Here is a 14,057-nt window from a genome sequence, read left to right as displayed (position 1 = left end):
GTCTACAACATCAAACGCTTCGTGAAACAGTGAATTCGAATGCAGTATGGCGATTCAACACAGCCCCTGTGCCCGAATGTGGCGAGCCGCAAGCATTGGCGTCCCGGAGCCGGAAGCTGGTACAAAAACCTGTCTGCAGCGAGAGCCCAGGTTCAAGTCCCGACATAGAATTGCGCGTGCCGCGCAAAGTGTAATTCGGGTACTGCGCAACCTAGCGATATACATGATTGGCTTCCCAGAAGGTTTCACCCGCATAACCAGAGTTTTCACCGCTATCGTCCGGTTGTATTGCACACCCGTTGCGGGAACTACCATTCGACGTCTGTCGATTCCAATTAATGTCGTCTCTTGCGGTGGAACTTTGGCTCATCCAATTCCTCCTTTACAGATGAATGTAAAGGTCACCTTTGTGTCAACTATTCCTGTTTCCAGTATGCCAATTCGTCAATATCGTCCAAAAACAGACGAGTTTGTTGAGGACTTTCAGGATACAATCGTTCCATCTTCCATCCCTTCTACCGAGTTCATCGACTGGGACGGCATTGAAGACGAAATTGAGAACTACCAAGTCCAAATCGAAGCCATCCTCGACCTTCAGGACGTGAGCGAAGATGAGTTTGTTGAGGGTCTCGCCGACGCGCTCATGGACGCCGATGACACCCGAAAATGGATCGACTTCTACTTTGAACTCCTCGGCGAACGCGGGAACAAGTATAGCGCGCTCGAAGGCGTCTGGAAGTTTTACGACATACAGCGTGCAATCGACTCCGGTGACAGAGAAGCCGCAAGCGACTTAGCCGACATACTCCAAGAAATCGGTCTCCAGTACATCGTAGACGAAGCCGACGTTCATGATCACTTCCGAGGTATGCTCGTCGGCATGGAGTCACACGCGCGGAAGAATCGACAGGGAGAGTGTTTCGAAGACTTAGTCGGCGAGAAAGTGGGTGTTATTGCCGACCAACTCAACAGCTCAGGGTATTCCGTCGAAATGGACGCAGAATACACAACGGAATACAACGACGAGTCTGGGCAGGAAAAAACAGTTGACTTCGCTCTGTTCGAGGATGGCGACCTCCGGCTCGTCGTTGAAGCGAACGCATACAAGGTCGGCGGGAGCAAGCCTTCTGAAATCCGCCGCTCGTACAACTACGTCGCCCAACGGATGCGGAAAGACGATGTGGCCTTCGTCTGGATTACCGACGGTCAGGGATGGGAAAAATCGCTTACCAACGTCCTTCGGCAGAGTTACGACGACATCACCGACCTCTACAATCTTCACCAAGCAGAAACACAACTCCCCGCTGACGTGGAGAAGTTCTTTGAAACGGGCGAAGTGTAGCGTTACTTCGTTCGGAACCTGATTATTTTCCCATTGGGCTCATATTCCAGTTCTCCAGCCTCCGCGATGCTATCTCCGGTTTCAAGATGGCCGAAATTTTTCTGAACCCATTTCTGCAATGGTTCATCAAACGGTTTGGGTAAGTCAGGTCGGTGTTCGCTAACCACTCCGAATACTTCCGGTTCGTCATCCCCAGTATCGCAATACACCTCGATGTTGACGAGCCTCGACATGGTATAAATCACTCAGGATAGGATATTATTGGTTTGGTATCGCAAGTGGTGTCTCGTGAATTTCCTCCAAGGGCTGTAACTGGGCTTCATCGTCTGATGGCTCTAAGTACAAATCCAGTTCTGAGAGGGGAACTCCATCATGCAACTTTCTAACTAATCCGACTGTTTTATCGCGTCCAGAGTAATTCCAATAGCGGATGTCCTGTTCGATGAACAACCAAGGTAATGGTTTTAGCAGAGCCTCCGGTCGCCGACCAACGGTGAAATCGAACTCGTCATTATATTTTTCGAGGACTACATCCGCCGGCTCGCCCTCATAGATATCTAATACTGCTTTACAAATTGCCTCGAACGAGTCTGAATCGTCATGTTCTCTCTTCCAGTAGAGGTCGGAGTAGATATTTGGATGGGATGGTGCGGGGTTAGCAGAATCGTCCCACCCCTCTACACAGACTTTGAAGTCATATCCCTTGTTGAGCCACGCCGGTCTAATCATGAAGACCTCTCTTCCATCACTCAATTTATCAATATTATATCTAATGTATTTCTCATCTCGGCCCTCATTCAGCGAGAACGTCAGAACAACCCCAACTCGGAGTCTGTTAAGAGGGTCTCCCCAATCGACCTGCCCCAACATTCTCTCAACATCTTTGGGGAACTCGTTAAAACCAAGCGTGTCAAGTTCTCTGACTATTTCTACCACACATGAGACTCACCAGACACTTTGAAAAATTCCGGTGACAGACATATTTAATGGAGTTAGAAATCAGAGAGTCCTTGCTGGCCGACATTCTTCCGTTGTTTTGGGAGAACATTGGTAGCGATGATTTCGTCTACTTCATCTCTGTTATCAGCATCGCTGTTGATGGCCCGAGTAGCACCCTCAACCTCAACGTGGAAGCCCGCTTCGTCGTACATCTCGTACATGACACCGCTATTACTCAGGATGACGTTCACTCCATCTTGGTCAAGTTCCTTCGCTAAGTCGAGAAGTCGTTGCTGGTCTTCCTGACCGAAGCCATCAGCCGAATAGTCGGTGAAGTAAGCGGTCGGACTCATCGGCTCATATGGTGGGTCGAAATAGACCAAATCACCTTCCTCAACTTTCTCTCTGACGTACTCGAAGTCTGTGTTGTGAATCTCTGTATTCTGGAGGACTCTACTTGCCTCTCGAACTTCCTGTTCACGCACCCAATCTGGGTCGCTGTATCGACCTATTGGAACATTGAACCCGCCACTACTGTTCTCCCGGTAGAGGCCGTTGTAGCATGTCCTGTTTAGATAGAGAAGTAGAGCGGCTTCTTCGAGTTTATCGTATTCGTCCCCGTAAGGACGGTTGTTGAATAATTCGCGTTGCTGGTAGTAGTAGTTGGAAATCTCCTTTCCCTTGCGGTTGGTCTCAGAGAAGTTACGCTCCGGGTCTGGGTCTGACTCGGGGTGGTCAAAAGACCGGCTCAATTCAATCAGTTCGTCCGGCCGGTCACGAACTTGCTTGTAAAAATTTACTAGCCGGGGGTTCGTGTCGTTTATTGTACCGTCTTCTGGCTTGAGATCGAAGAACAGAGCGCCGCCGCCAAAGAACGGCTCGTGAAAGTGCGAATATGACCTCGGGAATCTGCTTTTCAACTCATCGAGTAATTGTCGCTTGCCACCAGCCCACTTTAGAATCGGAGTGACCATTTCTTGTAATTGGTTGTTCTGCCTTGCCCCTTAAACCTACCCGTTCAATATATCTTGAACGGCAAATAGTTCTGTATGCTTAAACGATAGGCCAATAAAAATTACACTTGTGACTGCTGACCGTGACGAAAAATCGGGCCAATTCACGGAGCAATATCCGCAAGAGGCATTCCTAAACGCAGTCGGTAAACTCGACCACGCGACAACCTCGAAGGTCGCAGAAGAAGTGGGTTGTTCTTACGACTTAGCCTATCGTCGGCTCAATGCACTTGTAGACGAGGAAGAGATTATCCGTATAGAAATCGGGTCTTCCTTTGTTTGGACTCTACAAGAGTAAGTTGCTCAACAGCTGGCGTCAAATATTTCCACCAGAAACCTAACAAATCTCCACAATCGATTTTCGCGGATTAGTCTGGATGGCTTTGTGATTTCGGTACACAACGCTTGGTTTCAAGCATATCAGACGCTTTCGTGAGAGTTGTAGACGTTGGACTCCAGACGTGTTTCAGCGTACTCAAGCAATGATTGCGACCCTCAACGATACATTCGGTCACATTCACCCCATTAGTCTTGATTATTGATCTTGGCGAGCTTCCAAAGTCAGTCGAAATGTGTCAAGGGTTCGTATGGACTAACGGAAAGGCCTCAAAAACGAGGTAGCTAGTGGGTACTAGATGTGGTCAAGTGACTCCGTGTGTATCACATAGACATTGACTTACGGAAGTTGGAGGGCGTCAGCGGACGACCGAACCGTGGACTTGCTTGGGAGGGGTGCCTCTGACGACAGCAGTTTCAAATTGGTTAACTCACTAATCAACCTGTCTATTGTCTGGAAAGTGTCTGGCGGGATTACGACAATCCACACCCCAAGCGTCGAATGTAAAATCAGGCGACAGGGACGCTTTCAGGGAATCAATGGTTGTCCACCAAGCGGCTCGAAACGCGAGTCCCGAAGGATGACCGCCTGGACTATGTCTGCGTCCTCGAGTAGATGGTAGAGGTAGGGAGTGACGCCCCGTCCCCGACCCCTCCCGACAACTCGTTCGGTCCGTCCGAGGATATCAAGAAACACGGCTTCGTTAAGCCGGTCATTCATCCGGCGCTGCGAGAGCGTATCCATATCCAGTTGGTTTGTGATGTACCTGTAGACCTCGTAAATCTCGTTGCTCGAAAACTCGGCCTCATTCTTGGACTCAACGAGTGCTGCGAGCGCGAGTATTGGTGCTTTTGCCTGGGTTGGTTGGTCTTTGAGTAAGGCCGCAAAGCGGTCCATGTCAGCCTTATCACGAGCATCCTTGACGTGCTGATCAGTTACTTTCTCAGCATCGCTATTCTTCGCGAGTTCGCCCGCGTTTCGGAGAATGTCAAGTGCCTTCCTGGCATCGCCATGTTCTTGTGCTGCATACGCCGCACAAAGCGGGATGACGTCGTCAGTAATTACGCCCGGTCTGAAGGCATCTTTACGATTCTCCATAATAGCACGGAGTTGATTCGCATCGTACGGCGGGAAGATGAATTCGGTATCTTGGAGACTACTCAGCACACGTTCGTCGAGCGATTTTTTGAATGAGATCTTGTTGCTGATCGCGATAATCCCCAGGTTGCACGAATCAACCTTCCCAGCCTCACCAGCACGGGAGAGCTGCATCAGAACTTCATTCTCTTGCAGTTTGTCAATCTCGTCGAGAATGACGATCACGACATCATAGAGTTCGTCGAGAATTCGCCAGAGCCGATGATAGTACGCGTCGGTCGAGAGCCCTGTTTCGGGGATCGAGATACCAGTCCTCTCGGGGTTATTGAGTTCTCGAGCAAGGTTCACGACGACACGGGTCTCGGTAGATGATTGCGTACAGTCAACGTAGGCTCGACCCATATCCACGCCTTGATTTCCAGCATAGCGTTGGGCACTCCGTGTGACGTGTTTCGTGACGAGAGACTTTCCAGTTCCAGTTTTCCCGTAGATAAGCGTGTTCCGTGGCGAGCCACCGCTGATAGCTGGATGGAGGGAGGACGCGATATTCTCGATTTCCTCGTCCCGCCCGATGATGCGGTCCTCGTTAGGGATGTGGTCGATCTCGAGTAATTGTTTTCGCTCGAATATCGGGTCCTCAGCAGCCCACATCTCATCAAGTGAGCGTTGTTCCTTGCCGCCTGAAGTCATACAATCGACACCCGGTGGAGAGCATATAAAGATAGGGTAATTCACACCCCATGCGTCGAATGTAAGGGCCGTTTTAGACGGTCGTTTGAACCCATTTTCTGCACATTCGAGAACCACTCAGACATCCAGCCGTCGATTGTAACACACACCCCGACTGTCGAGTGTAAACCTTGCTTCGGCCCGGGTTCATACCGGGGGACACCCCAGGTGTCGAATGTAAATCGATCCGTTCTGTCGTTACAAACCACTCACTTAGCGTCGGCCGAGCAGACACACCCCACCTGTCGAAAGTAAATACCCGGAGAACACCGTCGACAGAAACTCTATCGGCCCATAGGGAGAGGCACACCAAACATACTGTTCCGCATAGATGGTATACGGAAATCATTTTCGTGTATTCGACTTATACTTTCCGCAACTTATAGTTATCAGAAAACATAGAATAGAACAATCGACACAACCTCTGTCTCTTTCAGACGAGTATCTGAGTGCCCCATACCATCTATTTCGAGTGTTTACATTCGACATATGGGGTGTGGGTGTCGTAGTAATAATATTGATAAGTCATTGTCAACCTGCGTTTCTGAGACAGATATTACAGACCATCGACTTTTTCGTCCTACCGTTTGTCGAGTCTATAGCATGTCAGTCACTGCTGTTGTAACTCTATACGAAGGCGACGAACGGTTGGCCATGGTCGAGATTGAAGGCGTCCCACTCCCTCGCAAAGGTGAAGTCGTGTTTCTACCAGATGGTCCGTATCGCGTTCAAGAGATAATCCATGACGGTTGGAGTGAGGGCATGGTAAGCGCCTCTGAGATACTTATGGAAGTAACAAAGGCAACTGATTACGACGGTGAGTTACTTGACCGCTCGAATTGGGTATGGTCTCCAGAAGCCGAGTAGACGTTCGAATACCCTCGGTCTCCTGCGATTCTCCTTCTGGTTACGTAGTTTTGCTACTGGAGATTGTAATTGTCACATCGACGTCGTCGACAGAGAGTTCCTCTACCGTCTCAATCGCTAACTCGCTGACCAGCTCGTACGCCCTCCGTCCCAATCCACTGTACAGTAGAGCGAAGGATTTCATGAGGATCACTGCCTCTGTGAGTTCGTCATCTGTTGATCCATCTTTGCTGCGAGCCATCGATTTGAACGCAGATGAGGGATCGAAGTCTTCCCAGTGGTAGAGTATGGCAAAGTCAGTCAGCGAATGTCGTATCTTCTCGTCAAGCCGGGTGTGGTACCGTTCCGGTGGTGCACCCCGCTCGCCATTGATGCACTCCCCGATACACACCCAGTCTGCCTGGGTGAGGAAGCCATTTCCTATCCCTCGAATGAACTGTTCATCCTCGTCGACGAGTTCGCTCCCACACTCGTGGCAGTACCTGGCCGATTCGGTTGCTCCTGTTGATCTGCACTTACGACACTTCTTCATGTGTCGCATTCTACCCCACAAGGCATAGAACCGTACACGTCACTTCGGGCTTTGATGGACAACACCACCATATTTTATCTATCCTCGACGGCAACCTTCGGTTGAGTGAATTGCAATGAGTTCCAGCGCATCAAATAATCCCCCTGAAGACAGCCCGTGGACGCCGGATGAGGCGTCGTCTGGGTCGGACTTCTCAGAGGGCAAGCGCGAGATTACTGATGGCTTCCGGAAGCTTGGCGACGGTGCCTCAGAAGTCGTGCATGGGCTCATTGTCGTCCTTTTGATTCTCCTTGTCCGTCTGTGGGATGACGACGAGGAAGAGCGTGCTAAGGAGTCTATAGAACGAAAAGAGGAATGGGACAATCTGTCTGCATCGGTCCAACGCAAATTCGACGAATCGAACGTAACCGAAGACGATGTCGATGATGCGATAGAATGGGCCAGGTCACAGTAGTCTTCGACACCAACGTCCTCATTTCTGGCCTCGGTTTTGGTGGAAAACCCAAGGAATGCATAGACTTAGCCGTCATGGGAGACGTTCAAATAGTCATCTCAGAGGATGCTCTCGACGAATTTCGAAGGGTCCTCACTTATGACCGCCTGCCCTTCGATGAAGAAGAGCAACAGACACTTCCAGACGATCTTATCCGACTCACCGGGGCCGAAGTTATCAACCCAGAAGTCTCTGTCGAGGTAATTGAAGACGACCCTGACGATGACGTCTTTCTTGAGTGTGCGCTCGCAGCAGGGGCAGACTACATTGTTTCTGGTAACGACCACCTCCTTGACGAGCATCCGTTCCGTGGTATCAAAATCGTAGAGCCGGCAGAGTTCTTGACCCTCATTCGCGACTGATCCGCCTCTTGACACCCTCACGAAAAGAGACAGTAAAGATGTGCTGAACTCAGGACGCGAATCGTGCAAGGTTGCGGACATCGATCAACCGGAACAGCCGATGATACAGTCAAACGTTAGTACATAGCCGATTCCCAAAGCAATGACCAAGAGAACAACGAGTAGGAGGACTGCTAGAAGCCTGTTATAGGTAGGGGGTCGTTCTTGTTTGCTCATATGAATCTTGTTTGCCACGTCTAATAGAGAACAGATAGTTGGTTCGGCCGTGCTGAACTTATCCTCTGTCAGTGTCACGCCACACTTACTATTCTCTGAAAATTTCAACAGAGCCGAAAGACTCTAACAAAGGAGACACATTCCTCTGAACTCGCTTACTCTCCGTTATTTATTTCTTCTCGAATGATTCGCCGAACGTCCTCCTCACTAAGCCCACTCTCAAGCCGAGCGTCGGCGACATCAGCAGTCAACGCAGACAACAATTCATACACATGGTCGAACTGGTCTGCAATCGAATCATATGACTCATCTTTTGCGTTCTTCTGGGTGAGCGCAGGCGTCTCCACTTCGATATCCCGTGTGACTGGAATTGGTGTTAACATTCGCGACCGAGTTACGGTTTCTACGTCGCCAAGATTATCGATGAGGTGGTTCGAGAATCGTTCTTGCGCATACGCTGGCCCGTGGATCAGTGAAATTGCTCGTGGTCCGACGTCCCTCGCGAATGATAGTAGTCCGTGTTGGGCGGCGTGTCCGCTTAATCCATCAACCGGTGTCACCCAATCAGCCGGGATCGTAGCTCGTGTGTACATCCCATCGTCGGCCTGCACCCAGTCGACAGTCCCGTCGTTTTGTGGCCAGTCAGGCCCAAACGGGTCTGTGTCTAGGAATAGCGTTGCCGATTCTTCTTCGGCTTTGAGTACGTTCTGGAGTTTCCTCCCGCCCGTTCCTTTCGCTTGGTACCCGGTGAGGAACACATTCGCTGATTCGTATCGTGCAGCGAATTCGGCGAGGTATCGTGGAGAGTGACCACCTGTGAGCATCCCACTTGGAGAAATAATCAACGGGATGTTCTCACCGGTTTCTGGGTTGAAATTGCTGAGAATGCGTTCCCGGTCAGCGTCGGTCCCCGGCATCAAGGCGTTCTCCGGGAGGAATGGCTGGCGGTCCTGCGCGTTTTTCACGCGATTCGGGATTGATTCATCGAAGTACGTTGTGTCCTCAATATGGGTGTGGTACAGGTTTGTGGCGTCCTGCGCCATCCCATCAATGACCAGCACGACTTCATCTTGGATGTGGCTCGGCATCGTGTGAAGCCGCTCTTTGAACAACAACGACAGCGTCTGTGCTCGCCCCACACTGAACGTCGGAATCAATACCGGCTCGCGGTTCTTTAACGCACGTTCGACGGACTTGTAGACCGAAGTGCGAGCGTCCTTCATCGACGTATGGCTGTGCTTCCCACCATACGTGGATTCTATCATTAACAGGTCTGCTTCCGGAGGCGGGTCCATCGGGGGGAGATGCGTACTCCGTCCACCAACATCACCACTGAACACGACACGATACCCATTGGTTTCGAACGATATCCACGCGCTCCCTAGGAGGTGCCCAGCGTTCCCCATCGTGAACCGCAATGGGTCAATATCTGAGACGTGCGTGTACTCACATACACGGCCCGATTCATAGTCGACTGGTTGGAACCGTTCGTAGACTCGTTCGATGTCTTCTTCATCGAAGTGCTGTTCTCGTCCGGGTTTCTGTGCCTCCCGGCGGTGAATCTTCAACGAGTCCTCAAGGAGTGTCTGAGCGATTTGGGTTGTCGGGCGCGTCGCCACGATAGTTGCGTCATCGTCAAGCAACCCGCGATTCTCAAGGACAGGGAGCGCTCCACAATGGTCGATGTGTGCGTGCGTCAGGAACACGCCGTCGACCTGGCCTTTCTCGAGTCCACGGAAATCCGGGAACTGCCCACCGGTCCCTTGGTTCAACCCAGCGTCAACTAAGAGTGTGCTATGTTCTGTTTCAAGTTGATAACAGCTCCGTCCAACTTCCATTCCGCCCCCACGCGGGACCACAACCATTGGTGTGTCCTTGTCGACGGTGACGTCGGCGTGTTCGAGGGGGTCGAATTCGTCGCCCGTGTCTTTGGGGAGCCACGGCATCTCTGGGTCATGACTCATCACTTCAACACCTCCGTGGCGTGGAATACCGTGTGCTCGCGTTCCTGCCCAACGAACTTCACTTTCGACACCAACCCGTCCGTCTCATTGACGAGAGATGGAACGAATTCCTCGAGTGAGTCCAGCACCATACTCAACGGCCGGTTCTGGTCGCCGTCCGCGTTCAATTCGTCGAGCTGGTAGACCGAGGGAGTCAACGACAGGTCATTGTTTTTCTCTGCATCAGTTTCGGTGTAGTACTGGGCCCGCCCACCGGACACACTAGTTGTTCGTCCATGCCGGAACGGTTTTGCTTGAACTTCCTTGATACGGGTCAACCTCGTCGGTGTTCTGGTTTCTCCGGGGAGGGCTTCTTTGATGCTGTCACGCACATTCGTCGCGGACAGGGACCCTTCCTTTGCGAACCGAACCATTGTCATCTCACCATTTCGGTCGTACATATCTGGTTTCGGTACCAAATTCCCCGTCGCTGAGTCTGTGGTGAGGAAGTGACTTGGAATTTCTACGAGATCAATCTCTTGGAGCGTGAGGGTGTCCGTGTTCACCACAGGATGATCGTCCTCGAGATGGTTCAGAACTTCAGTGAGCTTCTCACAGAACTCAGGCGGTGTCCACGCAGTCGTCTTGTCGGGAGCACGCTCTACGGGGTTATCGAAATGAACCGTTTGTTCCGGGATGTACGGGGCACTCGGTTGGTTGACACTAACAGGGTACGACGGAGACTTGTAGGTGTCGTCTGTGGTGTCTGCACCTCTCGGACGTGGGAGACCAAGCTTCATGCGCACCGGGAACACGTTCGACGGGAGTTTGTCCAGTACAGACAATGGGTTATGGTCAGTGAGTAGTGCGGCTCGTGTCTCGGCTGATTCGGGTTTTCCGGACATGAATTGGGTACTCGTATTCGAAACGTGGCGCTTCATCAGCAAAACCTCGTTTCGCACCGAGTATGCTATTGTGTTCACTACAGGGGGATATGAATTAACACGGCTCAAGGATTCGTGTTTCATTTTTGAACGACCCTTCGGCAAACTCCAATACCGAGTATTTTGGTTCCTTGAATAGTCGAGAATCGGAAGTAGGACCAGAACACCGACCTGAAAGACTTTTTTGACTGTAACATAGCTCCAATTTGGTCGTCAAAAGTCATACTAGCACTTTTCCACCTAAGCGAGGCAATTTGGACACGCTCAATTTCTTTGTTGGACGCAATTCCAGTGTCACACTATTGTCCTTGAATACACTATTCTCTCTACCGCAGAGATCCATCGAATTTCTCAACAATCACCACCAAAAGTCTCATATCCGATGTAGTGCTTTATTACAAGTACATCCAATTTGAGACACCATGCTAGAGGAGAATGAGTTGCGAATCATGGCGACACTTGATTCCCCTAAAAAGCGCCGAGCACTTGCTACTGAGCTCGAATATGAGCCGGGAACCATCACGAACGCTGTGGTACATCTCGAAAAATTGGGATTGGTCACCCGTGAACGGGTGGGAAACGAGACGATAATACACCCAACGTCTGCGAAGTGCCTCGAGGTGTACCAAGACCTCACGGCAACCAACTCCCACGTTGACTTCCCGGAATTGCTAACGTCGTCGATGCTTCGTGTCCTCTATTATCTCCCCGCGGATGAACCAGTGTCGGCAGCCGAGCTTGCCCAACGAACCGAGGTGTCACGGGCAACTGTCTATCGGACGCTCAAGACGCTTACAAACCGGGCAATAGCTGTTAAGCAAGGAACGAGATACCGCCTCACCGAACAGTTCTCAGGACTTCACAAGTTCGCTGTGGAGCTCCGGCACCAACACCACCGTACGCAAGTCCAGACCGACATCGGGAGTGGAACACTTCTGTGGGAATCTTATGACGAGTTCATTGTGCGAACAGACGAGGGTGTTGACGACAGTCAGTACCTGCTGACAGGACTCGGTGCATTCAGCGAATACGGTCTGCAGTTCTTCACGCGCTCGGGGAACTATTACTTCTACTCAGAAAGCCGAGAGTCACTCTCACCGGCCGAGTTGGTCTGTCATCTACTCCTCATCGAGAACGACGCTCGCCACCGAAAGTACGCTATGCTTCTCATTACCGCAACCAACACATCCCACGAAGACGTTCACGAAGTCGCAACATCCTACGGAGTCGAAGACATCATCTCACCTCTCTTGACGTACCTACGAACAGAAGGCGAACAGACCTCAGGCCAAACCCCACCTTGGTCTGAAATGGAATCGCTCGCTCGTGACTACGAGGTAGAAATATGACCCGCGAGTCGACGTTGGAATACACGGCGATCCGAGAACAGTTTCACGAACTCGCGAACCTGATCAACGAGCCGATTACGGTGTTCCTCATTGGAGGTGGCGCTCTTACGCTCCAGGAGCTCAAGAACGCGACAAAAGACATCGACCTGATCGTTAGAGAAGAGTACGAACTCAAGCAGCTTTGGACAGCACTCACCGCAGCGGGATATGAGCCGCCAGAAGACCTCGAACAAGAGTATGACGAACTTGACGCGGCGTTTATCCTCGAGAACGGTAAGCGTCGATTCGACGTCTTCCACAGGCAAGTCGCCGGCGTACTCATGCTGAGTGACGACATGGAGGCCCGAAGCCAGCACCTCTTCGAAGACGGACCGTTGACTGTCCGGATGGTGTCACTCGACGATATCTTCCTCTTCAAATCGGTCGCGAATAGAGACGATGACGTCGACGACATGGTTGTACTCGCACAAGCAGGAATCGATGAGGAGTTAATCGTCCAAGAGGTGCACACCCAGTTGTCGCTTATCGGTCGAGACGAGTTTGTCGGTGCCATGAAGCACAAACTCGCCCGTCTCCAAGAGCAAGGGTACTCATTCGACATCCAAGATGAGATCGAACGCTTGCACTCACGAACCATAGACGGTGAACGGGCCGCTCAGTGTATTCGACTCCTTTCGGAAACCGAATACGATGACGACCTATACAAAGGAGTTCCCGAACGGGCGGTTGCATCGAAGCTTGGTGAGGAGACAGCTACGTCCGGTATTGAGTGGCTCCACCAGATCGGAGTCGTCAGATACGGTGAGGACGGCTCACTCGTCCTCCAAGAGAAAATTTGATACCCGAATGGTAAAATCCAAACATCGTTTCCTCGTACAATCAGTTAATGAGTGAGCCAAAAGACGCGGACACGAGACCAAAAATATCAGTTGCAGTTGTAGATAAGAGCCACACGAACGAAATCCCAGACAATATTGACTCTGAATTATATACGACAACAAGGCCTGAGTCATCGTTGGTTGAGTTTGCGGCTGACCCTGACGGAGAGCTGGCAGAGGCACTCAGGCGAAACGGATTCGACGTCTGAGCTAATCCACTTACACACCTACGGCTCTGTTGAAATACTCAGGACCTGACAGGTGTCGCGTGCTGAATATAGAGGGGGATTCCTCGCCGTCCGAACGCTTATCCTCTGAGACCGATTCGAGTTTAGTATGGCAAGTGCGACTCGCAACGGTGACGACGACTTTGAGGGGGTCGAGTTCATCCGCGAAGACGACGGGAGTATCACCGCCCGCGATACCGAGACCGGTCTCGCACGTGGTGGCGACACCCGAGCAGAAGCACTTTCGCAGCTTGCGGAGGCTCTCGTTCTCCACGAGGGTGGTGGTGAGCCCATCACCGACGATGACCTCGAAGAACTCGGCCTCGACCCCGACGAGTTCGAGAACCGCGAACTGCCCGACTTTATGCAGTAGATGGTACGGAGGACGTTCTCTGGCCGCGAGGTCACCAAAGCACTCACGAAGTACGGATACGTCCCGAAATCCCGCCATGGAAGCCACGTTCGGCTCCGATACGAGCATCCTGAGACGGGAGAAGTCCGAAACGTCGACGTGCCGCAGCACGACGAACTCAAGATTGGGACTCTCAGGTCCATCGCCGACCAATGCGGCGCGAAGGACTTCCACTCGTGGTGCGAGTGGATCGAACAGACGCTGTAACCGTCATCGATGTGGGCGTCGGTACGCTGAACACTGGACTTACTGAGGTAACCGACATCGCGCTCCTGTCTGATCTTCTCGGGAGAAGCCTCGAACCTAGACTCATCGCAGTTGGTGAGCTGGGGGCGTCCTCACCGCGGACAAACCTGGTTTCGTTTAGGTATCCGAG

Annotated in this window: 16 protein-coding genes; 9 read left to right on the top strand and 7 right to left on the bottom strand. The window is 51.6% G+C overall.

Annotation, left to right across the window (positions count from 1 at the left end):
• Window positions 1-433 precede the first annotated feature (433 nt).
• The gene (locus IEV64_RS18595; protein WP_188424941.1) at window positions 434-1,342 is read left to right on the top strand and encodes a DpnII family type II restriction endonuclease; all 909 of its coding nucleotides are present in this window, start codon (window positions 434-436) and stop codon (window positions 1,340-1,342) included.
• Between the two features lie 2 nt (window positions 1,343-1,344).
• Here IEV64_RS18595 and IEV64_RS18590 read toward each other — a convergent pair whose 3' ends face one another.
• From IEV64_RS18590 to IEV64_RS18575, 4 genes are all read right to left on the bottom strand, one after another.
• Complete coding sequence (locus IEV64_RS18590; protein WP_188424939.1) at window positions 1,345-1,575, bottom strand: hypothetical protein; 231 nt, start codon at window positions 1,573-1,575, stop codon at window positions 1,345-1,347.
• A 25-nt stretch (window positions 1,576-1,600) separates the two neighbouring features.
• Window positions 1,601-2,278 carry a hypothetical protein gene (locus IEV64_RS18585; protein ID WP_188424937.1) on the bottom strand — a complete coding sequence of 226 codons (678 nt, stop codon included), beginning with the start codon at window positions 2,276-2,278 and terminating at the stop codon, window positions 1,601-1,603.
• A gap of 56 nt (window positions 2,279-2,334) precedes the next feature.
• Window positions 2,335-3,255, bottom strand: a complete 921-nt coding sequence (locus IEV64_RS18580; RefSeq protein WP_188424935.1) for a DNA adenine methylase — start codon at window positions 3,253-3,255, stop codon at window positions 2,335-2,337.
• A 904-nt stretch (window positions 3,256-4,159) separates the two neighbouring features.
• Window positions 4,160-5,419 (bottom strand): orc1/cdc6 family replication initiation protein, encoded by a 1,260-nt coding sequence (locus tag IEV64_RS18575; RefSeq protein ID WP_229722750.1) that lies wholly within the window; start codon window positions 5,417-5,419, stop codon window positions 4,160-4,162.
• A 642-nt stretch (window positions 5,420-6,061) separates the two neighbouring features.
• Here IEV64_RS18575 and IEV64_RS18570 point away from each other — a divergent pair.
• Window positions 6,062-6,325: a hypothetical protein gene (locus tag IEV64_RS18570; protein WP_188424933.1), complete on the top strand. Its 264-nt coding sequence runs from the start codon at window positions 6,062-6,064 to the stop codon at window positions 6,323-6,325.
• Window positions 6,326-6,365: 40 nt separating this feature from the next.
• On the opposite strand, the gene IEV64_RS18565 is transcribed toward IEV64_RS18570, so the two are convergent.
• Complete coding sequence (locus IEV64_RS18565) at window positions 6,366-6,857, bottom strand: hypothetical protein (RefSeq protein ID WP_188424931.1); 492 nt, start codon at window positions 6,855-6,857, stop codon at window positions 6,366-6,368.
• A 115-nt stretch (window positions 6,858-6,972) separates the two neighbouring features.
• Between IEV64_RS18565 and IEV64_RS18560 the strand changes: the two genes are divergently transcribed.
• Window positions 6,973-7,311, top strand: a complete 339-nt coding sequence (locus tag IEV64_RS18560) for a hypothetical protein (RefSeq protein WP_042662922.1) — start codon at window positions 6,973-6,975, stop codon at window positions 7,309-7,311.
• Window positions 7,293-7,712 (top strand): putative toxin-antitoxin system toxin component, PIN family, encoded by a 420-nt coding sequence (locus IEV64_RS18555; protein ID WP_188424929.1) that lies wholly within the window; start codon window positions 7,293-7,295, stop codon window positions 7,710-7,712. Before IEV64_RS18560 ends, IEV64_RS18555 begins: the two co-directional genes overlap by 19 nt.
• A gap of 371 nt (window positions 7,713-8,083) precedes the next feature.
• Here IEV64_RS18555 and IEV64_RS18550 read toward each other — a convergent pair whose 3' ends face one another.
• The gene (locus IEV64_RS18550) at window positions 8,084-9,892 is read right to left on the bottom strand and encodes an MBL fold metallo-hydrolase (protein WP_042662926.1); all 1,809 of its coding nucleotides are present in this window, start codon (window positions 9,890-9,892) and stop codon (window positions 8,084-8,086) included.
• Complete coding sequence (locus IEV64_RS18545; RefSeq protein ID WP_042662938.1) at window positions 9,892-10,776, bottom strand: hypothetical protein; 885 nt, start codon at window positions 10,774-10,776, stop codon at window positions 9,892-9,894. The genes IEV64_RS18550 and IEV64_RS18545 overlap by 1 nt, the downstream gene beginning before the upstream one ends.
• 461 nt (window positions 10,777-11,237) lie before the next feature.
• Here IEV64_RS18545 and IEV64_RS18540 point away from each other — a divergent pair, with 461 nt between their 5' ends.
• From IEV64_RS18540 to IEV64_RS18520, 5 genes are all read left to right on the top strand, one after another.
• The gene (locus tag IEV64_RS18540) at window positions 11,238-12,164 is read left to right on the top strand and encodes an HTH domain-containing protein (protein ID WP_042662928.1); all 927 of its coding nucleotides are present in this window, start codon (window positions 11,238-11,240) and stop codon (window positions 12,162-12,164) included.
• Window positions 12,161-13,003, top strand: coding sequence for a DUF6036 family nucleotidyltransferase (locus IEV64_RS18535; RefSeq protein WP_188424927.1), 843 nt, complete (start codon window positions 12,161-12,163; stop codon window positions 13,001-13,003). Before IEV64_RS18540 ends, IEV64_RS18535 begins: the two co-directional genes overlap by 4 nt.
• A 47-nt stretch (window positions 13,004-13,050) precedes the next feature.
• Complete coding sequence (locus IEV64_RS18530) at window positions 13,051-13,251, top strand: hypothetical protein (protein WP_004968206.1); 201 nt, start codon at window positions 13,051-13,053, stop codon at window positions 13,249-13,251.
• 127 nt (window positions 13,252-13,378) lie between these two features.
• Window positions 13,379-13,642, top strand: coding sequence for a type II toxin-antitoxin system HicB family antitoxin (locus IEV64_RS18525; RefSeq protein ID WP_115805976.1), 264 nt, complete (start codon window positions 13,379-13,381; stop codon window positions 13,640-13,642).
• Entirely contained in the window at window positions 13,643-13,888 is a 246-nt protein-coding gene (locus IEV64_RS18520) for a type II toxin-antitoxin system HicA family toxin (RefSeq protein WP_013035697.1), read from the top strand.
• Window positions 13,889-14,057 lie beyond the last annotated feature (169 nt).

The sequence above is a fragment of the Haloferax sulfurifontis genome (genome assembly GCF_014635105.1).
Lineage (GTDB): Archaea > Halobacteriota > Halobacteria > Halobacteriales > Haloferacaceae > Haloferax > Haloferax denitrificans.
The sequence above is the reverse complement of the archived record's forward strand: the minus strand, read 5'-3'. Positions and strand labels throughout refer to the sequence as shown.

Excerpts from the sequence above, each read along its gene's own strand:
- IEV64_RS18545 (WP_042662938.1), bottom strand. The coding sequence starts at position 10,776 with ATGTCCGGAAAACCCGAATCAGCCGAGACACGAGCCGCACTACTCACT.
- IEV64_RS18550 (WP_042662926.1), bottom strand. The coding sequence starts at position 9,892 with ATGAGTCATGACCCAGAGATGCCGTGGCTCCCCAAAGACACGGGCGAC.
- IEV64_RS18595 (WP_188424941.1), top strand. The coding sequence starts at position 434 with ATGCCAATTCGTCAATATCGTCCAAAAACAGACGAGTTTGTTGAGGAC.
- IEV64_RS18540 (WP_042662928.1), top strand. The coding sequence starts at position 11,238 with ATGCTAGAGGAGAATGAGTTGCGAATCATGGCGACACTTGATTCCCCT.
- IEV64_RS18580 (WP_188424935.1), bottom strand. The coding sequence starts at position 3,255 with ATGGTCACTCCGATTCTAAAGTGGGCTGGTGGCAAGCGACAATTACTC.
- IEV64_RS18520 (WP_013035697.1), top strand. The coding sequence starts at position 13,643 with ATGGTACGGAGGACGTTCTCTGGCCGCGAGGTCACCAAAGCACTCACG.
- IEV64_RS18535 (WP_188424927.1), top strand. The coding sequence starts at position 12,161 with ATGACCCGCGAGTCGACGTTGGAATACACGGCGATCCGAGAACAGTTT.
- IEV64_RS18560 (WP_042662922.1), top strand. The coding sequence starts at position 6,973 with ATGAGTTCCAGCGCATCAAATAATCCCCCTGAAGACAGCCCGTGGACG.
- IEV64_RS18530 (WP_004968206.1), top strand. The coding sequence starts at position 13,051 with ATGAGTGAGCCAAAAGACGCGGACACGAGACCAAAAATATCAGTTGCA.
- IEV64_RS18555 (WP_188424929.1), top strand. The coding sequence starts at position 7,293 with ATGGGCCAGGTCACAGTAGTCTTCGACACCAACGTCCTCATTTCTGGC.
- IEV64_RS18525 (WP_115805976.1), top strand. The coding sequence starts at position 13,379 with ATGGCAAGTGCGACTCGCAACGGTGACGACGACTTTGAGGGGGTCGAG.
- IEV64_RS18570 (WP_188424933.1), top strand. The coding sequence starts at position 6,062 with ATGTCAGTCACTGCTGTTGTAACTCTATACGAAGGCGACGAACGGTTG.
- IEV64_RS18590 (WP_188424939.1), bottom strand. The coding sequence starts at position 1,575 with ATGTCGAGGCTCGTCAACATCGAGGTGTATTGCGATACTGGGGATGAC.
- IEV64_RS18575 (WP_229722750.1), bottom strand. The coding sequence starts at position 5,419 with ATGACTTCAGGCGGCAAGGAACAACGCTCACTTGATGAGATGTGGGCT.
- IEV64_RS18565 (WP_188424931.1), bottom strand. The coding sequence starts at position 6,857 with ATGAAGAAGTGTCGTAAGTGCAGATCAACAGGAGCAACCGAATCGGCC.